The sequence below is a fragment of the Streptomyces sp. S3(2020) genome, assembly GCF_013044505.1.
Classification (GTDB): Bacteria; Actinomycetota; Actinomycetes; order Streptomycetales; family Streptomycetaceae; genus Streptomyces.
In genome coordinates, this window is sequence record NZ_JABERD010000162.1 from 1 (window position 1) to 22,010 (window position 22,010).

Here is a 22,010-nt window from a genome sequence, read left to right on the forward strand (position 1 = left end):
GCCCAGGCCCCGCACCCGTACGCCGGCCACAGCCCCACCCCGGGACGCGCCGCCCTCCCTGTCGATGCCGTACGGCAGACTCACCCCGTGCGAAAGATTCATGTCATCGGTATCGGCGCGGGCGACCCCGACCAGCTCACCCTCCAGGCGGTCAGGGCGCTGCGGAGCACGGACGTGTTCTTCGTCCTGGACAAGGGCGAGGTGAAGAGCGACCTGACGGATCTGCGCCGGGACATGCTGGAGGCGCACATACCCGAGGGGACGTACCGGGTCGTCGAGGCGCGGGATCCGGAGCGGGACCGCAAAGCGGGGGGCGCGCGGTACTCGCCCGCCGTCGGGGACTGGCGCAGCGCCCGTGCCGAGATCTACGAGCGGCTGATCACGGAGGAACTGGGCGAGGACGAGAGCGGTGCGTTCCTGGTGTGGGGCGACCCCGCGCTGTACGACAGCACCCTCGGGATCCTGGAGGAGATCCTCGACCGGGGAGCCGTCACCTTCGAGTACGACGTCGTGCCCGGCATCAGCAGTGTCTCCGCCCTCGTCGCCCGGCACCGCACCGGTCTGAACCGGGTCGCCCGGCCCGTGCAGATCACCACCGGACGGCGGCTCGCCGAGGGCTTCCCCGAGGGAGTGGACGACGTGGTCGTGATGCTCGACGCCCACCAGACCTTCCGGCAGTACGCGGACGAGGACATCCACATCTACTGGGGCGCCTACATCGGCACCCCGGACGAGATCCTCGCCTCGGGCCCGATCGCCGAGGCCGCGCCCCGGATCGAGCGGCTGCGCGCCGAGGCCCGGGAGCGCAAGGGCTGGATCATGGACACGTATCTGCTGCGCCGCAACCCCGGGGAGCGGTAGGCCACCCGAGCGGCCCCGTCCCGCATGCGTCGCTGGGCCACCGGTGTGACCGTGGCCTCGTGACCGTCACCGAGGAAACCGCGCCGCCCGCCGCAGAGCCGCCGGTGCTGGACAAGCGTCGTCGCAATGTCGTCTTCGTGACGATCATGCTGGGCATGCTGCTGGCCGCCCTCGACCAGACGATCGTCGGCACGGCCCTGCCGACGATCGTGTCGGACCTGGGCGGCGCCGAGCACATGTCGTGGGTGGTCACCTCCTATCTGCTCGCGGAGACCGTCTCGACGGTCCTGGTGGGCAAGTTCGGTGACCTGTTCGGCCGCAAGGTGGTCTTCCAGGTCTCGGCGATCGTGTTCATCACCGGTTCGTTCCTGTGCGGTCTCGCCGGCAACATGACGCTGCTGATCGCCTGGCGGGCGATGCAGGGCATCGGCGCGGGCGGTCTGATGGTGACGTCGATGGCCCTCATCGCCGATGTCATCCCGCTGCGGGAGCGCGGCAAGTACCAGGGCGCCATCGGTGCCGTCTTCGGTGTCGCGACCGTCATCGGACCGCTCCTCGGCGGCCTGTTCACCGACCATCTGACCTGGCGCTGGGCGTTCTACGTCAACGTCCCGATCGCGATCGTCGTGGTCTTCGCGGCGGCCCGCACCATTCCCGTGGTGAAGTCGGCCGCCCGGCCGGTCATCGACTATCTCGGCATCGCGCTGGTCGCGGCCGGCGCCAGCGCACTGATCCTGGCGACGAGTTGGGGCGGCAACGAGTACGCGTGGGGTTCGGGCGTCATCGTCGCTCTGTTCGTCGGCGGTGCGATCGCCCTCGGTCTGTTCTGCTGGGTGGAGACCCGGGCGCCGGAACCGATGCTGCCGATGCGGCTGTTCAGGAACCCGGTGTTCACGGTCTGCTCGATCCTCAGCTTCATCGTCGGCTTCGCGATGCTCGGCGCGATGACCTATCTGCCGAGCTATCTCCAGTACGTCGACGGCGACTCGGCCACGGTCTCCGGGGTACGGACGCTGCCCATGGTCATCGGCCTGCTCATCGCGTCCGTCGCGAGCGGCAACGTGGTCAGCAAGACCGGCCAGTACCGGATCTTCCCGATCGTCGGCTCCCTGGTGATGGGCGTCGGGCTGTATCTGATGTCCCTGATGGGGCCGGGTACCGGGGCCTGGCTGGAGTCGCTGTACATGTTCGTGCTCGGCACCGGAATCGGCCTGTGCATGCAGGTGCTGACCATCGCCGTGCAGAACACCGTCGAGTACACCGATCTGGGCACCGCGACCTCCGGTGTCACCTTCTTCCGCACGCTGGGCAGTTCGTTCGGCACGGCCGTCTTCGGCACCATCTACGCCAACTCGCTGAAGCCCAACCTGGAGGAGGGGGTCGCGCGGGCCGCGCAGACGGGCAGCGGTCTCGACCCGGCGGTCATCGCCAAGGCCGCGACCAGTCCGGAGGGTGTGCACGACCTGCCCTCGGCGGTGGCCTCCCCGATCATCGAGGCCTACGCCGACACCATCCAGACCGTCTTCCTGTGGACGGTGCCGGTCGCGGCGCTGGGCTTCGTGGTCGCCCTGTTCCTCAAACAGGTCCAGCTGCGCGACAGCGCGCGGGCGGGCTCGACCGACATGGGCGAGGGCTTCGGGCAGCCGTCCGGGGCGGACTCGCAGCGGGTGCTGGAGGCGGCGGTCGGGAAGATCATCGGCACCACGCGCCTGGAGGACGCGCGCCGCATCCTCACCGCCTCCGACACCCGTCTGGACATCGCCGGCGCCTGGGCGGTGATGCAGGTGGAGCTGTTCACGCGGATGACGGGCCACGCCAGTCTGGGTCTGATGGCCGCCCGCCGTCACATGCCGCCCGAGGTGCTCCTGCCGGTCTTCGACCGGATGGTCGACGAGGGCTATCTGACCCGCGACGGCAACCTCTTCTCCCACACCGGGGCGGGCGCCCGCGAGGCCCATGTCATCGGTCAGGCCTGGGCCACCTGGCTGGAGGAGCGGGTGCAGGAGGACATCGGCCGCCCGGCGGGCACGGATCTGCGGGCCGCGGTCGACACGATCTCCAAGCGTCTGCTGGTGGAGGACCTGGGCGACGGACTGACGGAACGGCCCAGGGAACTGGCCTCCGCCCACTGACATCGGGGGGCGGCACGGACCGGGCGGTCGTCATGCTCCCGGCGTGCCTCGCGTCCACTTCAGCGGCTCGGTGCTGGTCCGCTGTCCGCGCCGCGACCGGATCGCGCCTGGAACACCTCGACCTGCTCAGGCGGAGCCGCGCGCCGTCGACCGTATGCGGGTCTCGGTCATCTCCGGCCGAGGCCCAGCCGCTCCAGCACCCCGGCGACATCGGGCACCGCCTCGACGTCCGAGGGCAGAGCGGGACGTCGTACGACCACGACGGGCAGCGCCAGGCGGCGGGCGGCCGCGAGTTTGGCGGCCGTCGCCGCTCCCCCGCTGTCCTTCGTCACCACGACGTCGATGCAGTGCGTGGACAGCAGCGCGGACTCGTCGTCCTCGGTGAACGGGCCGCGTGCCAGCAGGACTTCGGTGCGCGGTGGCATCGGCGGCTCGGGCAGTTCCACGGAGCGTACGACGAAGTGGAGTTCGGTCAGATGCGCGAAGGCCGCGAGCCCCAGACGGCCGGTGGTGAGGAACACGCGGGGGCCGAGCAGCGGCAGCAGTCCCGCGGCCTCCGCCAGTGAACCGACCGGGTACCAGCGGTCCTCGGAACCGGGCCGCCAGCCCGGGCGGCGCAGCACCACCGCCGGTACGCCGGTCGCGGCGGCGGCCCGGGCCGCGTTGGCGGTGATCGTCTCGGCGAAGGGGTGCGTGGCGTCGACGAGAGCGTCCACCTTCTGCTCCCGCAGCCAGTCGGCGAGGCCCTCCACGCCGCCGAACCCTCCGACGCGTACGTCCCCGGTGACGGCTCCGGGGCGGGTCACACGGCCGGCGAGGGAGGTGGTGACGCGGATGCCGGGGAGTGCGGTGAGCGCGGCGGCGAGTTCACGGGCCTCGGTGGTGCCGCCGAGGATCAGGACGTGGGGGGCCATGGAGTAGAGCGTACGAAGGGGGTGCGGGAGAGCAGGCACGGGGGGTTCGTTCGATTTCCGCTGTCTATACGGTTCGAGACGGCCGCCGCTACACTTCGTCGGTGCAGGGACTTCCTTGGATACACTTTCGCGTATTTCGGGTGGCGGGGGCGGCGCTGTTGATATTGTCCGCCATTTTCGTCTGTTACTGCGTTCAGCCGGAAAAAGACTGGACCGTCGACTCCGTCGGCGACGATTTCACAGGTACCGAAGAAATACCCGATGACGTGGCCCGCTGGCTGGAGTTCACCGAGGGACAGGAGAAACGCTCCTCGTCCTATTCTTTGAATTTCACCAAGACCGGCAGCGGCCAACTCGAAGTCAGCGGTGCGGAAGTCTTCACCCTGCCCCTGGACGATCCGCTGGCCGCAGAGTTGCGGCACGGTGCCGTCACCTCCAGTTGGTCGGGATGGGCGGCGGCGATGGCATGCGCCATATACACCCCCAAAGCCGGCTCGATCTTTCCCGGTTCGCCGCGGATCACCGTCCAGGACTCACTGGTCGTCGCGGACTTCCCGGTGCCTCGCACCACGCTCGACCTGACGGACGCCACCTCGATCGGCATCGGGTGCTCCTATGAAAGCAGCGGCAAGTACACACCACCGATAGGCAGGAAGGACTTCGACTTCACCGCGGAAGGCTATTCGTTCACCGGTGTGTCCGAGCTGAATCCGTACGTCCAGGAACCGCATTCCGTCAAGGTCCGCACACCGGACGCGGACGTGTGGTTCGACATCTACCTGGCTCCGGACGGAGATGGTGCCGGTCTCGCCTTGTCCGCAAAGCAGGAGCCCGAGGACTCCCTCCGCAACGAACTGGCACTGGTCCTCGTGTCCGCGGCCATCGGCCTTCTGCTCGCGCGCGCCTGGTTTCCCCATGTCCCCGCGGGTGTCTCCGTCACAGTGACCGTGACCAGCGCGGCGACCGGCTTCTTCCTCGGCACCTCGGACAGCTCCCTCCTGGGGGACGGGACACCGGCGGCCTTTGTGACCGACTTCTCCTTCGTGTGGTGGAGTCTGCTGTTGCCCGCTCTGCTGATCATCGCCGTCGACCGTCGACTGGACGACGAGGGCGGCCCACCGTTCTCTCTCCTGCTGACGTACAGCACGCTCGCGCCCTTCGCCGCCGTAATCCTGACCGTACTCGCGGTGGTGGTCCGGTACGCCGACCCAACGAACGGCATATTCTTCGCCGCCGTCGGACTCATCTCGGTCGCCTCCATGGCCATCACCTTCGACCTGCTGAGACGCAGCCTGTGGGCGGGCGCGTCCCTCGGCTCCCTGTTGTTCTCCGGGCTCTGGCTCGCGCCCTTGGCCGACGCACCCCTTCCGGCCGGCCCCACGTTCGCCCTGGCTGTCGGCTGCTCGCTCTCCTGGGCCGCCGCGCTGGCGTTCTGCGCACGCAGTCTCGGCGGCTGGCGGATCGGCGCCGTGACTCTGACCGCCTTCACCGCGGCGCTGTGTCTCTTTCCCACGAGCAGGTACCTAGCCTGGAGCGGAGACGACGCGCTCTTCAAAGCGGTGGCCGACGCCACGCCCTCATCCGTCGCCTTCGGGCTGATCGAACTGGTGGCTCTGGCCGTGGCCGCCGTGTGCGCCGCCCTGGCCTTCCGCCGGGGCACCGCCGCGGAGGCCATGCGGGACGACACGATCCGCCTGTGCGGCGTGCTGCTCATCGGCCTGTCAATCAGTCCCCTGATGGCCAACGTGCCCTTCATGGCCAGTGACGTGATCGCCTGCGTCCTCGGAATGGTCACCTTCTGGTTCCTCTTGCCACGGACCAAAGCGGAATTCGCCTTCCGGCTCTCCCGACTCACCCCGGGAGCCTATGTGCGTCTCATGCAGACAGAGGCACGGAACCGCCTCCACCGACAGGCCTGGATCGCTTTCCACAAGTCCGCTCACGTCTCGCTGAGCGCGGAGGAATCCGAAGCCAAGGAATTCGAGATGAAGTGGCGGGCCTTCGCGGAGAGAGCCCTCCCCCTCAGGAGCAAGCGATTCATCTCGACCAACCCCGCGATGGGCAGCAGCGCCGCCCGGACACCACGTCAGAATGCGCTGGAAACCGGGATCCTGGGCCTGATCTTCGCGATACCCGTAGTCGTCATCGACCTGCGGAACTGGGAATCAGTATTTCCGGCAACCTCTTTCGCGCAGCTCGTCATGCTTTCACTGCACATCCTCCGCTGGGTGGTCTACGCGGCATTCTACGGATACTTCTACCCAAGGCTTCCCGGAAATGTTCCGGTCACCAAGTCGACATTCTTCCTCATGGCCGTACTCCTCCCCGAGCTCACCCTCATACCGCTCTCCGCGCCGTACTCCACCCGCGAGACACTCACCGTCCTGCTCCTGCGCACCGGGGAAATAGTCGTCTTCTGCTACGGCGTCGGCTTGTCCTGGGAAATACGACTGGCCCGGCTGGCCGGACTGCCATGGAGCGGTCTGCGCGATCTTCGGCGACTGTCCACCGTCACCGCGCCCGCCGCCACGGTGATCGTGGCCGTGGCCACCACGATCGCGACCGCCCTGGCCGGTGCGGCGACAGTGGCGATGCTCCAGTCCGGTCCGGCCGAGTCCCCACCGGTCCCCGCCCCGCAGAGCCCCGCTCCCGCGAGCCCGTCCGCCACCCCCTGAGTCGTGAGGCCGTGACGCCGGAGTCCGGATCGCTCCCCCGCCCCGCACGGATCGCTATCGTCCTGCCATGGACTCCGTGCGCGCCGTGCTGATCGACATCGACGGGGTTCTCACCGTCTCGTGGGAGCCGTTGCCGGGTGCGGTCGAGGCGTTGCGGGAGATCCGGGCGGCCGGGCTCGCCGTCGCGCTGGTGACCAACACGACGTCGCGGACCCGGGCGTCGATCGCCGGGACGCTGGCGGAGGCGGGGTTCCCGGTGACCGCGCGGGACATCCTGACCGCGCCCGCCGTCACCGCCGCGTATGTCGCCGAGCATTTCCCCGGGGCGCGCTGTGCGCTGCTGAACAGCGGGGACATCGGGGACGACCTCGGAGACGTGGACGTGAGCGACGCCTGGGACAGCGGGTCCGTCCCGGACGTCGTGATCGTCGGGGGTGCTGGGCCCGAGTTCGACTACACGGCGCTGAACCGGGCGTTCGGGTATCTCCAGCGCGGCGCACGGCTGGTGGCGATGCACCGGAATCTGTACTGGCGTACCGGGGACGGACTTCAGCTGGACGCGGGTGCGTTCCTGGCGGGGCTGGAGAAGGCGGCCCGTACCGAGGCCGTGGTGACGGGGAAGCCGTCGCGGGCGTTCTTCGCCTCGGCGCTGGCGCGGCTGGGGGCCGGTGCGGACGAGGCGGTGATGGTGGGCGACGACGTGGAGTCGGATGTGCTGGCGGCGCAGGCCGCCGGGGTCACGGGCGTGCTGGTGAGGACGGGCAAGTACCTGCCGCAGACGCATCGGGACGCGAGCGGCACCCCGGACCATGTGATCGACTCGTTCGCGGAGCTGCCCGCGCTGCTCCGGGCGTGGTCAGCGGAGCAGTAGCTGGAGGCCGCCGACGATCGTCGCCGCGATCACGAGCTGTTCGAAGAGCCGCTGGTTGATCCTGTTCACGGCCCACTTGCCGATGAACGCGCCGGGCACGACGAACGCCACGAGTGCGGCGTCGAGCAGCAGCGAGTGACCGTCGATCAGTCCGAGGCCCACGCTGAAGGGCACCTTGGAGGTGTTGACGATCAGGAAGAAGAAGGCGGAGGTGCCCAGGAAGCCGAGCTTCCGGAAGCCCGCCGACAGAAGGTACAGGGACATGACCGGGCCGCCGGCGTTGGCGACCATGGTGGTGAAGCCGCCCAGGACGCCGTAGGAACGGGCCTTGATCCGGCCCGCTTTCGTGGCGACCGAGTCCGGATCGTCGGCCTGGTCGGCGGCGCGGCGGCGCCACACCGTCACGGCCGCCATCAGCAGCAGGATGGCGCCGATCGACGTCCGGACCATCTCGTCGTCGGCCCACATCAGGAAGAGCGTGCCGGCGACCACGCCCGCCGCGACCGCCGGGAACAGCTTCCACAGGGTCGGCCAGTGGGCGTGGCGCCGGTAGGTGAGGACGGCGAGGACGTCCCCGGCGATCAGGATCGGCAGCAGGACGCCGGTCGAGGCGCGGGCGGGCAGGACCGCGGCGAAGATGGCGAGGCTGACCGTGTTGGCCCCGCTCACGGCGGTCTTCGAGAAGCCGACGAGGAGGGCCGCGAAGGCGAGGGCGGCGAACTCCCAGCCGGTTATGTGCCAGAGCGTCATCGTGTTCATGCGGAACCCGATGCTATGCGCAGCTAACGGGTGGCGTAAGGAGCGTCTCGCCTGATGGCCCTTCCCGTGCCTAGTGCCTCCGCACCAGCACCGCGCTCCCCTGCCCCACGCCCACGCACATCGTCGCCAGGCCCCGCGCCGCCCCCGTCCGCCGCATGCGGTGCAGCAGTGTCGTGAGGATGCGTGCCCCCGAGCAGCCCAGCGGATGGCCGAGCGCGATCGCGCCGCCGCTCGGGTTGACCAGGTCCGGGTCGATGCCCAGGCGGTCCACGCAGGCGAGGGCCTGGGCGGCGAAGGCCTCGTTGAACTCGGCCTCCTGGATGTCGCCGATGGTCCAGCCGGCGCGGGCGAGCACCTTCTGGGTGGCGGGGACGGGGCCGATCCCCATCACGTCGGGGTGGACACCGGCGGAGGCGCCGGCGACATAGCGGCCGAGCGACTCCAGACCGAGGTCGTGCAGGGCTTCCTCGCTGACCAGGAGGAGGCCTGCGGCGCCGTCGTTCATGGGTGAGGCGTTGCCCGCCGTGACGCTCCCGCCCTCCCGGAACACCGGCTTGAGACGGGAGAGCTTCTCGTACGAGGTGTCCTCACGGACGCACTCGTCGGCCTCCACGACCACGCCGTCCGGCCGCTCCACGGGCAGGAGTTCGTCGTCGAAGTGGCCGTTCTTGCGGGCCGTGGCGGCGAGTCGGTGGCTGCGCAGGGCGAACTCGTCCTGGCGTTCCCGGGAGACTCCGTGGCGCGTGGCGACCTCTTCGGCCGTCTCGCCCATGGACAGCAGTCCGTGCAGTTCCCTCATCGCCGGGTTGACCAGCCGCCAGCCGAGGCGGGTGTCCACCGTCTCGATGCGGTGCGGCAGGGCCTCGTCGGGGCGGGGCAGCACGAAGGGGGCGCGGCTCATCGACTCGGAACCGCCGGCCAGCACGATGTCGGCCTCGCCCGCGGCGATGGTGCGGGCGGCCGTCGTCACCGCCTCCAGTCCCGAGGCGCACAGCCGGTTCACCGTGGCGCCCGGCACGGTCTCGGGCAGGCCCGCGAGCAGTGCCGCCATCCGGGCGACATTGCGGTTGTCCTCGCCGGCCTGGTTGGCGGCGCCCCAGTAGACGTCGTCGATTCGGGCGGGGTCGAGCGCGGGCACCTCGGCGACGAGCCCTCGGATCACGGCCGCGGCGAGGTCGTCGGGGCGTACCCGGGACAGGGCTCCGCGCAGCTTGCCGATGGGGGTGCGGCGGGCGGCCGCGAAGTGGACGGGACGCACGGCTGGACTCCCCGGTCGAATTAATTAGCACTGCTAGTTTCGGAGTGTAGACCGCCCCGCGCACCCTGGGAAGATCCCTGAGACCCGGGGAACCGACCTTCACCGACGCAGTGGGAGGAAACATGACCGAGGCCCGTGAGCACACCCTCGACAAAATCGTCGTACGGGAGTGGCCGCACGAGCGGCCGCGCTACGTCGCGCTCGTGGTGCACGGGTACGGCGAACACATCGGACGGTACGAGGAACTCGCCGGGATTCTCCATCGGCACGGCGCGGCCGTCTTCGGGCCCGACCACCGGGGCCACGGGAAGTCGGCGGGCGAGCGGGTGCTGGTCGAGGACTTCGAGGACGTGGTCACCGATGTGCACACCGTGGCCGACCTCGCCCGAGCCGCCCATCCGGGCCTGCCGCTCGTCCTGATCGGACACTCCATGGGCGGGCTGATCTCCGCCCGCTTCGCGCAGCGCCACGGCGCCGAACTCGCCGCGCTCGTCCTGTCCGGACCGGTCATCGGCGACTGGGAGCTGCCCCGGCAGCTGATCGCCCTCGCCGAGATCCCGGACACGCCCATCAGCCCGGCCTCGCTCTCCCGCGACCCCTCGGTCGGAGCGGCGTACGTGGCGGATCCGCTGGTCTGGCACGGGCCGATGAAGCGGCCGACGGTCGAGTCGTTCCTGCGCACGCTGGAGACCGTGGCCAAGGGCGGCGACATCGGCCGGCTCCCCCTGCTGTGGCTGCACGGCGACGACGATCGCCTGGTGCCGCTCGCCGGCAGCCGTGTCGGGGTCGAGCAGCTCGACGGGGGCGCGCTGACCGAGCGGATCTTCCCGGGCGCCCGGCACGAGGTGTTCAACGAGACGAACAGGGCGGAGGTCTTCGCCGACCTCACCCGTTTCCTGGACGGTGTCCTCGACGGCTGATCCTGCCGCGTCCGCACCGGTTCACGGGAGGGACCGCGGTGAGGAGCACCGCGCCAAGTGCTCAATCCGTATGACCGGCACCGCGGTTGACCGGAATCAGGTGGCCGAAGACCGACTCCGCCGGGCCCGGATGATCGTGCGAGACTGCTCGCAACCCTGACCTGCCAGCAGAGGAGCCACACGTGAGCGGGACCGAGCCGGCCGCCGTCCAGCGGATCGACACGACCAAGCCGCACCCGGCCCGCGTCTACGACTGGTACCTCGGCGGCAAGGACAACTACCCGGTCGACGAGGCCCTCGGCCGCCAGATCGCCTCGCTCAGCGGCGATGCCCCGCGGGCCGCGCGCGCCAACCGCTGGTTCATGAACCGGGCCACCCGCCAGCTGTCCGGGACCGCGGGAATCCGCCAGTTCCTGGACATCGGCACCGGCATCCCCACCGAGCCCAATCTCCACCAGATCGCCCAGCAGGTCGCCCCGGACGCCCGTGTCGTCTACGTCGACAACGACCCGATCGTCCTCGCCCACGCCGGCGCCCTGCTGCGCGGCACCGAGGAGGGCGTGACGGAGTACATCGAGGCCGACGCGCGCGAGCCGCACAGGATCCTCGAACAGGCGGGCCGGATCCTCGACTTCGACCGGCCCGTCGCCCTGTCGCTCATCGCCCTCATGCACTTCGTCGCCGACGAGGACGGCGCGTACGACCTGGTGGACACACTGGTCGGCGCGCTGGCTCCGGGCAGTGCCCTGGTGCTGTCCGCGATGACCGCCGACTTCGAGCCGGAGAACGTACGGCGGGGCATCGAGGCCTACGCGGCGGGCGGGGTGACGCTGGTGGCCCGTACGCGCGACGAGTTCGGCCGGTTCTTCGAGGGACTCGACGTCCTGGAGCCGGGGACCGTGTCGGTCAAGGACTGGCGTCCCGAACTCGCGGTGAACGAGACCCCGGACTCCGCAGCGGGACCGGTGTCGCTGTACGGAGCCGTCGGGATCAAGCGCTAACCCAGCAACCACCCTCCGTCCAGGGCGAGTTCGACCGCGTTGACCGACCGGTTGCGCAACAGGAAGTCCACCGCGTCCACCACGTCCGCCATCGTGGCGAGCCGGCCGGTGGGCGTCCTGGCGCGCAGTGCGGCGAGCACCTCCCCCGGTTTGGCCAGCCAGTACGGGCTGTCCCCGACGACTCCGGGGTGGAGGGCGTTGACGCGGACGGGGGCGAGTTCGACGGCGAGGGTGTTCACCAGTCCGCGCACGCCCGCGTTGACGGTCGCCACGGTCGTCGCGCCCGGGTAGGGCCGCTCCTTGGCCTGCCCGCCGAACACGACGATCGCGCTGTCGTCGTGCAGCCGGTCCCGCAGGACGTGCACGACCTCGGTGTAGCCGACGAGCTTCAACGTCACGAGCCGCAGGGCGGCCTCGATGTCGTACTCCCCCACCCGGTTGTCGTCGCGGGCGACGCCCGAGAGGACCAGGTGGTCGACGGGACCGACCTCCCGCAGCGCCTCCGCGATCTCCCGCGGCCGCGACAGGTCCAGGGCGATGCCCCGTACCGCGCCGGTCTCCTTGGCCACCGTGCCGGCACGGTGGACGTCCCGGCCGGTCAGGATCACCTCGTCCCCGCGTGCCGCCCGGAAGCGGGCGAACTCGCGGCCGATCCCCGACGTACCGCCGACGACGAGCACACTGCTCATGACTCCAGGGCCTCCCTCAGGTACTCCCAGTCCCGCGTGAAGCGGTACGAGTGGCGCGTCGGCGGCTGCGGAGCCTGTGTCTCCAGCCAACGCACCGGTCCCGCACCGGCGTTGGTGAACCCGTGCACACAACCGGCGCCCGCCCAGGCCACATCGCCGGGCCCCAGCCGGTACACCGAGCCGTCGAAGGTGGCGTCCACGGCGCCTTCGAGGATCAGGTACGTCTCCTCGAAGGGGTGGTCGTGCGTGCCCGCGACGCCGTCCGGGGCGTACTGCACCATGAACATCGTCGAGGCGACCGCGCCCAGGTCGCCGTCGACCATCATCTTCACCGTGATCCCGCTGTACACGAGCAGCGCGGTGCGCATGCTCGCCGACACCGCGAGCAGGTCCTGGGACTGCTTGCCCGGTTCCATCTGGGCGGGCTCGAAGTGCCCGAAGGAGCGGGTGCGCGGGTCGCGGACGTCGAGGCGGACGGGGGTGCGGCGGGGCAGCGCGGGCACCGTCTGGGTGTCATGGCCGTAGCGGGCGCGCGGCACGGGTGCGAGCATGTCCGCCCAGCGTGCGGCGGTGTCCCCGGCGCCCCGCCAGGCATGCGGGACACCGGTCGGCAGCAGCCCGTAGTCGCCCTCTTCCAGGAGGTAGGACCCTTCGGGCACATCGAGGACGACGGTCCCGTCGAGCACACAGAAGCTCTCCTCGTACGAGTGGACATGGGGTCCGATCGCACCGTCCGGCAGCAACTCGCAGATACCGAAGCCGGTATGGACGCTGCCGTCGTCCTCGCCGACCAACTCCCGCCGCCGGTGGCCGTGTTCGTCGTACGGAGGCGGCACTACGTCGGTGGTGCGGCGCACGAGGTGAGCGGTCACCGGGCGGCCTTCGCGGCCAGGAGCCGGTCGCGGGACTCCTCGACGAGCCGCCGGGCGCGGTCCACGTCGGCAGTCAACCGGCCGTCCCGCTTGCGGATCACCCCGTCCACGATCACCGTGTCCACGTTGGAGACGTCGGCGGACAGCGTCACCGCGGCCGCCGCGTCATGCACCGGCGCCACGTTCAGCGCGGTGGCGTCGATCGCGACGACGTCCGCCCGCTTGCCGGGGGTGAGCGAGCCGGTGCGGTCCTCCAGACCCGCCACGTGCGCCCCGTTGAGGGTGGCGATCTCCAGCATCCGACGGGCCGTCAGCATCGTTTCGGGGACCGGGACATCGGCCTGCCAGCACTCCGCGTTGACGCGGGCGCGCTCCGCGCCGAAGGCCGCGCGGATCTGGGTGAACATGTCGCCGGGGACGGTGGTGACGACGTCGACGCTCAGGGAGGGCCGCAGTCCGTGCTCGATCGCCTTCATCACCGGCGGCCAGCCGTGCCCCATCTGCGTCTCGACCTGCGGCGCGATGGACACCGTACCGCCGCTGTCGGCGACCATCCGCCACTCCTCCTCGCTGAAGTAGCAGCAGTGGATGTAGGTGGTGTCCGGGCCGAGGAGCCCCAGGTCGTGGAGTTGTTTGGCCATGCCGAAGCGGCCCGCCAGCCGCCCCATGCCGACGTGGACCGTGATCGGGATACCCAACTCCCGTGCCAGGCCCCACTCCGCGGTGACGACGTCGTTCACGCAGAAGCCGGGGCCTCGGGTGGCGAGGGCCATGGTGAACAGGGAGTCGTCGGAGGCGAAGTGCGTGTCGCGGATGCGGCGTACGTCGTCTCCCGGGATCGCGATCTTGCTCTCGAACCAGTAGTCGGCGAGGGAGGTGTTGGCGCTGCCGTAGGCGTACTGGGCGCGGATGCCGGTCTCGGCGAGGGCCTGGATCGCGGCGTCGGGGTGCTCGGGGGTGTTGTTGATGTGCGACCAGTCCACGAGCGTGGTGATGCCGGCGTTGAGGCACTCGAGGGCGCCCGCCAGGTTGGCCGCGTACACGTCCTCGGGGGTGTAGAGGGGCGCGAAGGTGTCGAGGATGTCGACGAAGTAGTCGTCGAGGGTGGCGTCGGGCGCGACCCCGCGGATCGAGGCCTCCCAGGTGTGACGGTGGGTGTCGACGAAGCCGGGGATCACGATCCGGCCCGTCATGTCGAGGACTTCGGCGTCGGCGCTGATCTCCGGCCGTACGGCCGCGATCTTCCCGTCCTCGATGAGGACGTCGGCTCGGGGGAGGTCCCCGATGTCGGGGTCCATCGAGATCACGTGACCTGCGCGCAGGAGTGTCCGAACGGTCATCGCCCTTCCTCCTTCGGGGTGTTCAGTACGCGGTGAGGTCGCGGACGGTCGTCACGACCTTGTCGACGGTGGGGATGACCCGTTCCTCCAGCGCGTCGGCGAACGGCAGCGGGACGCACTCCCCCGCCACCCTCCGCACGGGCGCGTCCAGCAGGCCGAACCCCTCGTCGGCGACGACCGAGACGACGGTGGCGCCCCAGCCGCCCTGGTACGGGTTCTCCTCGACGGTGACGAGCCGCGAGGTCCGGGCCAGCGAGGCGAGCACGGTGCTCATGTCCAGCGGCACCAGACAGCGCAGATCGACGACCTCGGCCTCGATACCGTCCTCCGCGAGCCGGGCGGCCGCCCGCAGCGCCACCGGCACCATCGCGGCGAGGGCGACGAGGGTCACGTCGGCGCCCTCGCGCACGACGGCCGCGCGCCCCAGCTCGACCACGTGGTCCGGGGGCGGCGGCGGTCCCTTCGATGCCAGCAGCCCCTTGTGCTCGAAGAAGACCACGGGGTCGTCGCTGCGGATCGCCGCCGCCATCATGCCGATCACGTCGGCCGGCGTCGCCGGTGCCGCGATCTTCAGGCCGGGGACGGTGAGCGCCCAGTTCTCGGTGGCCTGCGAGTGCTGGGCACCGAAACCGAGCCCGCCGCCGTTGGCGGTGCGAACGACGAGGGGCACGGTGACCTGACCGCCCGTCATGTAACGCACCTTGGGTATCTCGTTGGCGAGGTAGTCCCAACAACAGGCCAAAAAGTCCGAGAACATGATCTCCGCGACGGGCCGCATCCCGGTCATGGCCGCGCCCATCGCCGCGCCCACGATGGCCTGTTCGGAGATCGGCGTGTCCCACACCCGTCGGGGCCCGAACTCCTCGAACAGCCCGGCGGTCGTCTTGAACACCCCGCCGGCCGCCCCGATGTCCTCCCCCAGGCACACCACGGCCGCGTCCCGGCGCATCTCGCGCGCGATGCCCTCGGCGACCGCCTCCCGGTAGCTGATCACGTCCGCCATGCGCCACCCCCGTCGGCCCACACGTCGGTCAGCGCCGCGTCCGGATCGGGCGCGGGCGCGTTCCTCGCGGCCTCGACCGCCTTCTGTACGACGTCCAGGGCCCGCTCGTCGGCGGCGGTGACCGCATCCTCCGGAACTCCAAGCTCGGTCAGCCGCCCCCGCGCGATGTCCAACGGATCGTGTTTCAGCCAGCGTTCGACCTCCTCGGCCGGACGGTAGGTCGCCGGGTCGGACCTGCTGTGGCCGAAGTGCCGGTAGGTCGCGGCCTCCAGCAGAGCGGGCCCGTCTCCTGCCCGGGCCCGCCGTGCCAGAGCGGCGACCGCGTCCCGGACCGCGACGACGTCGTTGCCGTCGACGCTCTCGCCCGGGATGTTGTAGGCGGGCGCCCGGTCGGCGGCGGGCCGGGCGACCGCGGTGACGTCGGCGATCGGCGTGTACTCCATGTACAGGTTGTTCTCGCAGACGAACAGCACGGGCAGCTTCCACACGGCGGCCAGGTTGAGCGCCTCGTGGAAGGCTCCGATGTTGGTCGCGCCGTCGCCGAAGAAGGCCACCGCGATCTGGTCGGTGCCGCGCAGCCGCGCCGACCAGGCGGCGCCGGCCGCCATCGGGAGGTGGGCGCCGACGATGGCGTAGGAGCCGAGCATGCCCGTGGCCGCCTTGGTCAGGTGCATGGAGCCGCCCTTGGCTCCGCACAACCCCGTGGCGCGGCTCATGAGTTCGGCCAGGCACTCCTCGGGGGTGGCGCCCCTGGCCATGGCGTGATGGTGGCCGCGGTAGGTGGCGAAGACGTAGTCGTCGGGGCGCAGGGCGGCGCTCGCGCCGACGGCGATCGCCTCGTGGCCGGCGGCGAGGTGGGTGGTGCCCTTGACGAGGCCCTGGAGGAACAGGTCGTGGGCGGCCTTCTCGGTACGGCGGACGACGACCATCTGCTCGTACAGGGCGAGGAGTTCGGGCGCCTCCATCAGCGTTCCCCGGTGTTGAGATGGGACTGCGACTCCCGCCGGGTGTTGAGCTCGCCGCCGACCGTCCAGTACTTGCGGCCCGCCACGAGCAGTTCCTCCGCCGGGAACTTGGTGATGACCTCGCAGCCGTCGGCGGTGACGACGAGTTCCTCCTCGATTCGGGCCGCGGACCAGCCGTCGGCGGCCGGCCAGTAGGTCTCCAGGGCGAACACCATGCCCTCTTCGAGGACTTCGGGGTGGTCGAGGGAGACCAGACGGCTGAAGATGGGCTTCTCCCAGATGGACAGCCCGACCCCGTGGCCGTACTGGAGCGCGAAGGCGGCGGTCTCGTCGGCGAAGCCGAACTCCTCGGCGCGCGGCCAGACCCGGACGATGTCGGCGGTGGTGGCGCCGGGGCGGACGAGCGCGATCGCCTCGTCCATGTACTCCCGGCAGCGGACGTACGCGTCGCGCTGGGCGCCGGACGCGCTGCCCACGGCGAAGGTGCGGTAGTAGCAGGTGCGGTAGCCGAGGTGGCTGTGCAGGATGTCGAAGAAGGCGGGGTCGCCGGGGCGGATCAGCCGGTCGCTGTAGACGTGCGGGTGGGGTGAACAGCGTTCCCCGGAAATGGCGTTGACGCCTTCGACGTACTCGCTGCCGAGGTCGTAGAGGACCTTGCTGACCAGCCCCACGCACTCGTTCTCGCGTACACCGGGCCGCAGAAAGCCGTACAGCTCCTCGTACGCGGCGTCGACCATCGCGCAGGCCTGGGCGAGCAGGGAGATCTCGTCGCGGGTCTTGATGCGGCGGGCCTCCAGGAAGACCTGCTGGCCGTCGACGACGTCGATGCCCTCGGCCCGCAGCGCGGCGAGGATCGGCATCTCGGCGACGTCGATGCCCAACGGCTCGTCCGCCAGGCCGTGTTCGCGCAGCTCGGTGGCGATCTTCGCGGCGACGTCCTCGGCGATCCCGGCGTCCGGATGGAAGGCGCCGCGGAGGGTGGAGATGCCGGCGCGGGCGCCGGTGGGCGGGCCGCCCTTGCCGTCGCTGTAGTCCAGCCACGGGTTGTACAGCTGGTGGTGGCGGGCCGCGGAGCCGAAGTCCCAGACGACCGGTTCACCGCCGCGCACCAGCAGGGCGAAGCGGATCAGCTTGTCCATCGCCCAGGTGCCGATGTGTGTGGCGGTCATGTAGCGGATGTTGGCGAAGTCGAAGCTGAGCACCGCGCCGAGGGAGGAGCGGTTCAGGCTCTCGTGCAGCCGGGCCAGCCGTTGCCTGCGGAGCCGGTCCAGGTCGACGCGCTCTTCCCAGTCGACGGCGTTGGGTCCGAATGTGCGGATCGCCATGGCGACCACCCCCACCTTCGAGTCAACGACCGCGACCCGGAAGTGTCAAGTGCTACTGAACACTCCGGCCGACGACGAACCAGACCCCCACGGCCGGTTCGGCACCGTCGTTGCGGTACCGGTGCGGGGTCGTCGACTCGAAGCACACGGCGTCACCGGCGTGCAGGACGCGTTCCTCGAAACCGAGGGTGAGGACGAGTTCACCGGAGGTGAGACAGCCGTACTCCGTGCCCGCGTGCCGCATCAGACCGCCCGAGGAGGCGGAGGAGCCCCCCGGCCGGTAGGTCACGAGGAGGAAGTCGGCGTCCGTGCCGGGGACGTGCCCCAGCCGCTCCCACACGACACCCGAGTCCAGCTCCAGGACCTCCCGCTCACCGGGGGTGACCAGGGGTCCTATGCGGCGGCCGGGGTCGGCGGCGAAGGCGGCCATGGCGTGCAGCGCGGCGCCGCCGACCGTCGCCGTGGCGGGCTCCCGCGCCTCGAAGAGCGACTCGACGGAGATGCCGAGTGCCGTCGTGATCGCGTACAGCGTGCTCACCGACGGCTGGCTCTTGCCGGTCTCGATCTGCGACACCAGACTCGCGGAGACCCCGACCTCACGCGCGAGCGCCCGCAGGCTGAGCCCGCTCTCCAGGCGCGCCCGCCGGATGCGCGCCCCGACGAGCGGCGCGGCGACACGGGACACGGGCGGCTCCTCTCCCGAGGCGGACATGTGCAGCTCCATTGAACATCCGGAAGCCGTCGCGCGGCCAGCACCGCAGGCAGGGGCCGTGCAACGGCCCGTCGGATCGGCCGAAAGACCGACCCCCGTCCGCCGCGTTCATGGCCGTATGGCCGAGGCACGCGCACGGGCCCACGGGCGAGGCTGGAGCCACTTCCTCCCCTCCCTCCCGCAGGAGTTCACGATGCAGCGCAACAAGTTCCTCATCGGTGCCATCGGGGGCGCCACCGCGGTCGTGGCCGTCGGCGGACTCGGCACCTATCTGCTCTCCGGGACGGAGTCGACGACAGGTCTCGACAGCTACAGCTCGGCGACCGTCGACGGTCACAAGGCCCTGTCGGCGCGGATCGTCGCGGGCCGCACCCAGAGCAAGTACCACCCACTGCCGTGGGTCGGCGAGAAGGTCACCGGCGTCACCTGCCCCACCGCTCTGAAGGCGGTCGCGGGCGCCACCGTCACCTGCACCGGCACGACCCGGGGAGGCACGGCCATCGACATCCCCGTCTCCGTGGTCAGCACCACGAGCGACTCCGTCACCTGGAGGTTCGACCGTTCATGAGCACTGTTCTGGCCGGTCTCGGCCTCGTGAAGAAGTACGGCTCCACCACCGCCCTCGCCGGCGTCGACGTGGCGGTCGGCGAGCGGGACTCCCTCGCCATCATGGGCCCGTCGGGCTCCGGCAAGTCCACCCTGCTGCACACCCTCGCCGGAATCGTCCGCCCCGACGGCGGCCAGGTCCTGCTGCGCGGCGAACAGATCGACAAGCTGGGCGAGAACCGGCTCAGCGCCCTGCGCCGCAAGCGGTTCGGGTTCGTCTTCCAGTCCGGCCAGCTGCTGCCGGAACTGCCCGCCGACGAGAACGTCGCCCTGCCGCTGATGCTGGAGGGCCTCCCCCGCAAGCAGGCCGTGGAGCGCGCCCGCCGCTGGTTCGCCCCGCTCGGCCTCGACGGCCTGGAGCACCGCAGGCCCGGCCAGCTGTCCGGCGGACAGGCCCAGCGGGTGGCCATCGCCCGCGCCCTGGCCGTCGAACCGGACGTGGTCTTCGCCGACGAGCCGACGGGCGCCCTCGACCAGGCCACCAGCACCGAGGTGATCCGGCTGCTCACCTCCGTCACCCGTGAGCAGGGCGCCGCCCTCGTCATGGTCACCCATGACGCCGACATCGCCGCCCACTGCGACCGGGTCCTGCACGTCCGCGACGGCCGGATCAGCAACTACAGCCAGTTCACGGTCGCCTGAGCCCCTCCCGGAGATGTGATGCGCTCCCCCGTCCTGCCCCTGACCTGGCATCTCGCCCGGTCCTCCGGCCGCCGCGGCCTGCAGAGCCAGCTGCTCGCGGCCGGTGCCGCCGCCGTCGGCGCGTTCGTCATGCTGGTCATGATCGCCGCCACGACCGGTTCCGCCGTCCGCGCCGACCGCACGGCCTGGCGCACACCCGACCCCGTCGAGCACGGCACGGCCGTCCAGGCACTCGCCACGACATACGTCCGCCACGAGCCCGTCACGGTCGTCTCACTGGCCCAACTGCCCGACCGCGCCCGCACCCCCGCCCCGCCCGGCCTCGAAGTCTTCCCGAAGCAGGGCGAGGTGTACGTCTCCCCTGCCTTGGCCGAACTCCTGCACAGGCTGCCGGCCGGCCAACTCGCCGGTCGTTTCCCGAAGTCGGCGTCCTACGGCACGATCGGCGCCGCCGGTCTCGCCTCGCCGGACGAGCTGGTCGCCGTGGTCGGGCGGGCGCCGGGCGCCGCCGCGGTGTCCTCGGCCGCCGAGGGCGGCGCCACCTGGTACGACATCGGGCAGGCCGCGCGCGCCGAGGTCTCCGGGTTCTCCGGCACCCGGCGGAGTCTGTTCACCGACTCCGACCAGGCGGCGGCCCTGCTCGGGGTCGTGCTCCTGGGGATGCCCGTGGTCGTGCTGGCCTCCGCGGCCGGGCGGCTCGGCGCGGCCCGGCGCGAACAGCGGCTCGCCGCCCTGCGGCTGGCCGGGGCGACACCGCGCCAGATCATCGCGATGACCGCCCTGGAGGCGGCCGCCGTCGGCCTGGCCGGCGCCCTCACCGGCGCGCTCGCCTACGCGGCCCTGCTGCCCGCCCTCGCGCACATCCCGTACGGCATCGGCGGCTGGTACACCGGCCAACTCTGGGTCGGCACCGACTGGTTCGCGGCCGTCGTGCTGGGTGTCACCGCCCTGCTCACCGTCAGTGCGGTGTCGATGCTGCGCCAGGTGGCGACCTCGCCGCTCGGCGTGGCCCAGGAGGCGAATCCGAGGCGCACCCGGATGATCCGCCTCGTGCTGTTCGTGGGTGCCCTCGGCTACATCTGGACGTCCAGCGGTGGCGGTCAGCTGGACAAGCGGCAGCTCCTGACCCTTCTGCTGCTGTTCTACGGCACGTTCTGGCTGTTCGGTCCGTGGGTCGTGGACCGTCTGGGCAGACTGCTGGGCCGTTTCGCCCGCCGTCCGGCGACCCTGCTGGCCACGCGCCGGCTCAGCGACGATCCGCGGAGCGCTTGGCGTACGGTCAGCGGCCTGGTGCTGGCCGGGTTCGCGGCCGGGTTCTTCTCCGTCAGCATGCTGGGCGGCGACACCGGGCAGTACCGGGACCAGGTCGCCGTGGTCACCGCCGACGCCGGCACCGCCCGGCATGCCGCCGCGCAGGCCCGTACCCTCCTGCACCGGGCCGGTGTCACCGCGACGGTCACCGTCGGCCGGGAGGACGACTTCGACAGCCTGCTGGGGGGTTCTCCGGGGGTGATCGCTCAGGTCTCCGGCGGCACGGATCGTATCGACACCGCCGTCACCGTGCTCACCCCGCTCGCCCCGGGCACACCGCCGTACTCCAGCGACTACGCCGGCGCGACCGACAGTGTCGTCACCGGGCGGATCGCCCAGGTCAGCATCGCGACCCTGGCCCTGAGCTTCGTCGTGGCGACCGCCTCGGCGGGTCTGACCGCCGCCGCGAACGTCCTGGACCGGCGCCGCGTGTACGGCCTGCTGCGGCTGGCCGGCACCCCGCTGAGGGTGCTGGACCGGGCCCGGGTCCGCGAGACGGTCGTCCCGCTGGTGGTCCTGGCGGGCGGCACCACCGCGATGGGCGTGTACGGCGCCGGCAAGCTCAACGAGGCGTTCGGCACCACGATCGACACGACCGGCCTCCTGCAACTGGCCGCCTGCGCGCTGCTGGGCGCGCTGGCGATGTTCGCCGCGATCAGCGCCAGCCGGCCCCTGCTGCGGAGGGTGACGGCCGATCCGGCGCAGACGGCGGACTGAACCGCCCACCCCCACACGGGCCGCGCCACGTCCACGACCGCACCCAACCACCCCCACACCGGCCACCGCTCCGGCCGTTGCCCGCGACCGCCCGCGATGCTGCCGATGCCGCCGATGCCGCCGACACGGACGGTCGGTCCGGGACAGCGCGGACGGATCCGACCACCCCCCGCACGGCCCGCCACCACGACCGCGGCGGGCCGTCCGGCCAACCGTGTCCGTGAGGCATGATCGAGCCATGACCGCCCCCGCCCCTGTCTCTTTTCCACATCTGACGCTGCCGACGAAGGGGATCGTGTAGTTATCCGATGTCGCCGTATAATTAAAAAAAAACACTGAAGACAGCGCATGTCGTATCCATCCGTTGATCAGCAGAAGAAGAGACAACAACGTGTGTACCTAACAGCTGGACACCCTCACCCCACAGCCAACAGCAA

General features: G+C 70.8%; 19 protein-coding genes. 9 read left to right on the forward strand and 10 right to left on the reverse strand.

What is annotated here, in order from left to right; translation table 11 throughout:
- Positions 1-87: 87 nt before the first annotated feature.
- Both cobF and HLK59_RS35830 read left to right on the forward strand, forming a co-directional pair.
- A complete protein-coding gene (cobF, locus tag HLK59_RS35825) occupies positions 88-861 on the forward strand; it encodes a precorrin-6A synthase (deacetylating) (RefSeq protein WP_171145789.1) in 774 nt (257 codons plus the stop codon).
- A gap of 59 nt (positions 862-920) precedes the next feature.
- Complete coding sequence (locus HLK59_RS35830) at positions 921-2,993, forward strand: MDR family MFS transporter (protein ID WP_171145790.1); 2,073 nt, start codon at positions 921-923, stop codon at positions 2,991-2,993.
- 167 nt (positions 2,994-3,160) lie between these two features.
- Here HLK59_RS35830 and HLK59_RS35835 read toward each other — a convergent pair whose 3' ends face one another.
- Entirely contained in the window at positions 3,161-3,907 is a 747-nt protein-coding gene (locus HLK59_RS35835; protein WP_171145791.1) for a cobalt-precorrin-6A reductase, read from the reverse strand.
- Between the two features lie 101 nt (positions 3,908-4,008).
- Between HLK59_RS35835 and HLK59_RS35840 the strand changes: the two genes are divergently transcribed.
- Both HLK59_RS35840 and HLK59_RS35845 read left to right on the forward strand, forming a co-directional pair.
- Positions 4,009-6,582: a hypothetical protein gene (locus HLK59_RS35840; RefSeq protein ID WP_171145792.1), complete on the forward strand. Its 2,574-nt coding sequence runs from the start codon at positions 4,009-4,011 to the stop codon at positions 6,580-6,582.
- Positions 6,583-6,649: 67 nt separating this feature from the next.
- Entirely contained in the window at positions 6,650-7,453 is an 804-nt protein-coding gene (locus HLK59_RS35845; protein WP_171145793.1) for a TIGR01458 family HAD-type hydrolase, read from the forward strand.
- Here HLK59_RS35845 and HLK59_RS35850 read toward each other — a convergent pair.
- The gene (locus HLK59_RS35850; RefSeq protein WP_171145794.1) at positions 7,439-8,212 is read right to left on the reverse strand and encodes a sulfite exporter TauE/SafE family protein; all 774 of its coding nucleotides are present in this window, start codon (positions 8,210-8,212) and stop codon (positions 7,439-7,441) included. The two genes, HLK59_RS35845 and HLK59_RS35850, sit on opposite strands and share 15 nt — an antisense overlap.
- Before the next feature lie 70 nt (positions 8,213-8,282).
- The gene (locus tag HLK59_RS35855; RefSeq protein ID WP_171145795.1) at positions 8,283-9,470 is read right to left on the reverse strand and encodes a thiolase family protein; all 1,188 of its coding nucleotides are present in this window, start codon (positions 9,468-9,470) and stop codon (positions 8,283-8,285) included.
- A gap of 122 nt (positions 9,471-9,592) precedes the next feature.
- Between HLK59_RS35855 and HLK59_RS35860 the strand changes: the two genes are divergently transcribed.
- Together HLK59_RS35860 and HLK59_RS35865 are read left to right on the forward strand one after the other, a co-directional pair.
- The gene (locus tag HLK59_RS35860; RefSeq protein ID WP_171145796.1) at positions 9,593-10,390 is read left to right on the forward strand and encodes an alpha/beta hydrolase; all 798 of its coding nucleotides are present in this window, start codon (positions 9,593-9,595) and stop codon (positions 10,388-10,390) included.
- A gap of 182 nt (positions 10,391-10,572) precedes the next feature.
- The gene (locus HLK59_RS35865; RefSeq protein ID WP_171145797.1) at positions 10,573-11,391 is read left to right on the forward strand and encodes an SAM-dependent methyltransferase; all 819 of its coding nucleotides are present in this window, start codon (positions 10,573-10,575) and stop codon (positions 11,389-11,391) included.
- Here the strand turns inward: HLK59_RS35865 and HLK59_RS35870 are convergent.
- From HLK59_RS35870 to HLK59_RS35900, 7 genes are read right to left on the reverse strand one after another with little or no spacing between them, the layout of a single operon-like run.
- Positions 11,388-12,080 carry an SDR family oxidoreductase gene (locus HLK59_RS35870; RefSeq protein ID WP_171145798.1) on the reverse strand — a complete coding sequence of 231 codons (693 nt, stop codon included), beginning with the start codon at positions 12,078-12,080 and terminating at the stop codon, positions 11,388-11,390. The two genes, HLK59_RS35865 and HLK59_RS35870, sit on opposite strands and share 4 nt — an antisense overlap.
- Positions 12,077-12,952, reverse strand: a complete 876-nt coding sequence (locus HLK59_RS35875; RefSeq protein ID WP_171145799.1) for a cupin domain-containing protein — start codon at positions 12,950-12,952, stop codon at positions 12,077-12,079. The genes HLK59_RS35870 and HLK59_RS35875 overlap by 4 nt, the downstream gene beginning before the upstream one ends.
- Positions 12,949-14,292, reverse strand: a complete 1,344-nt coding sequence (locus HLK59_RS35880) for an amidohydrolase family protein (RefSeq protein ID WP_171145800.1) — start codon at positions 14,290-14,292, stop codon at positions 12,949-12,951. The genes HLK59_RS35875 and HLK59_RS35880 overlap by 4 nt, the downstream gene beginning before the upstream one ends.
- A gap of 22 nt (positions 14,293-14,314) precedes the next feature.
- Positions 14,315-15,295 (reverse strand): pyruvate dehydrogenase complex E1 component subunit beta, encoded by a 981-nt coding sequence (locus HLK59_RS35885; protein ID WP_171145801.1) that lies wholly within the window; start codon positions 15,293-15,295, stop codon positions 14,315-14,317.
- Complete coding sequence (locus HLK59_RS35890) at positions 15,283-16,260, reverse strand: thiamine pyrophosphate-dependent dehydrogenase E1 component subunit alpha (RefSeq protein WP_171145802.1); 978 nt, start codon at positions 16,258-16,260, stop codon at positions 15,283-15,285. Before HLK59_RS35890 ends, HLK59_RS35885 begins: the two co-directional genes overlap by 13 nt.
- Positions 16,260-17,585 (reverse strand): M24 family metallopeptidase, encoded by a 1,326-nt coding sequence (locus HLK59_RS35895; RefSeq protein WP_171145803.1) that lies wholly within the window; start codon positions 17,583-17,585, stop codon positions 16,260-16,262. Before HLK59_RS35895 ends, HLK59_RS35890 begins: the two co-directional genes overlap by 1 nt.
- A 52-nt stretch (positions 17,586-17,637) precedes the next feature.
- Positions 17,638-18,297, reverse strand: coding sequence for an XRE family transcriptional regulator (locus HLK59_RS35900; RefSeq protein WP_171145804.1), 660 nt, complete (start codon positions 18,295-18,297; stop codon positions 17,638-17,640).
- Between the two features lie 193 nt (positions 18,298-18,490).
- Between HLK59_RS35900 and HLK59_RS35905 the strand changes: the two genes are divergently transcribed.
- The 3 genes from HLK59_RS35905 to HLK59_RS35915 are packed head-to-tail and all read left to right on the forward strand — an operon-like array spanning position 18,491 to position 21,573.
- Positions 18,491-18,865 (forward strand): DUF4333 domain-containing protein, encoded by a 375-nt coding sequence (locus HLK59_RS35905; RefSeq protein ID WP_171145807.1) that lies wholly within the window; start codon positions 18,491-18,493, stop codon positions 18,863-18,865.
- Positions 18,862-19,545: an ABC transporter ATP-binding protein gene (locus tag HLK59_RS35910; RefSeq protein WP_171145805.1), complete on the forward strand. Its 684-nt coding sequence runs from the start codon at positions 18,862-18,864 to the stop codon at positions 19,543-19,545. Before HLK59_RS35905 ends, HLK59_RS35910 begins: the two co-directional genes overlap by 4 nt.
- A gap of 18 nt (positions 19,546-19,563) precedes the next feature.
- Positions 19,564-21,573 carry an FtsX-like permease family protein gene (locus HLK59_RS35915; protein WP_171145806.1) on the forward strand — a complete coding sequence of 670 codons (2,010 nt, stop codon included), beginning with the start codon at positions 19,564-19,566 and terminating at the stop codon, positions 21,571-21,573.
- The last annotated feature ends 437 nt before the right edge of the window (positions 21,574-22,010 follow it).

What these genes read in the sequence shown, in the direction of transcription:
- HLK59_RS35910 (WP_171145805.1), top strand. Translation starts at nt 18,862, where the DNA reads ATGAGCACTGTTCTGGCCGGTCTCGGCCTCGTGAAGAAGTACGGCTCC.
- HLK59_RS35860 (WP_171145796.1), top strand. Translation starts at nt 9,593, where the DNA reads ATGACCGAGGCCCGTGAGCACACCCTCGACAAAATCGTCGTACGGGAG.
- HLK59_RS35915 (WP_171145806.1), top strand. Translation starts at nt 19,564, where the DNA reads ATGCGCTCCCCCGTCCTGCCCCTGACCTGGCATCTCGCCCGGTCCTCC.
- HLK59_RS35905 (WP_171145807.1), top strand. Translation starts at nt 18,491, where the DNA reads ATGCAGCGCAACAAGTTCCTCATCGGTGCCATCGGGGGCGCCACCGCG.
- HLK59_RS35850 (WP_171145794.1), bottom strand. Translation starts at nt 8,212, where the DNA reads ATGAACACGATGACGCTCTGGCACATAACCGGCTGGGAGTTCGCCGCC.
- HLK59_RS35870 (WP_171145798.1), bottom strand. Translation starts at nt 12,080, where the DNA reads ATGAGCAGTGTGCTCGTCGTCGGCGGTACGTCGGGGATCGGCCGCGAG.
- HLK59_RS35900 (WP_171145804.1), bottom strand. Translation starts at nt 18,297, where the DNA reads ATGTCCGCCTCGGGAGAGGAGCCGCCCGTGTCCCGTGTCGCCGCGCCG.
- HLK59_RS35845 (WP_171145793.1), top strand. Translation starts at nt 6,650, where the DNA reads ATGGACTCCGTGCGCGCCGTGCTGATCGACATCGACGGGGTTCTCACC.
- HLK59_RS35835 (WP_171145791.1), bottom strand. Translation starts at nt 3,907, where the DNA reads ATGGCCCCCCACGTCCTGATCCTCGGCGGCACCACCGAGGCCCGTGAA.
- HLK59_RS35880 (WP_171145800.1), bottom strand. Translation starts at nt 14,292, where the DNA reads ATGACCGTTCGGACACTCCTGCGCGCAGGTCACGTGATCTCGATGGAC.
- HLK59_RS35885 (WP_171145801.1), bottom strand. Translation starts at nt 15,295, where the DNA reads ATGGCGGACGTGATCAGCTACCGGGAGGCGGTCGCCGAGGGCATCGCG.
- HLK59_RS35895 (WP_171145803.1), bottom strand. Translation starts at nt 17,585, where the DNA reads ATGGCGATCCGCACATTCGGACCCAACGCCGTCGACTGGGAAGAGCGC.
- HLK59_RS35890 (WP_171145802.1), bottom strand. Translation starts at nt 16,260, where the DNA reads ATGGAGGCGCCCGAACTCCTCGCCCTGTACGAGCAGATGGTCGTCGTC.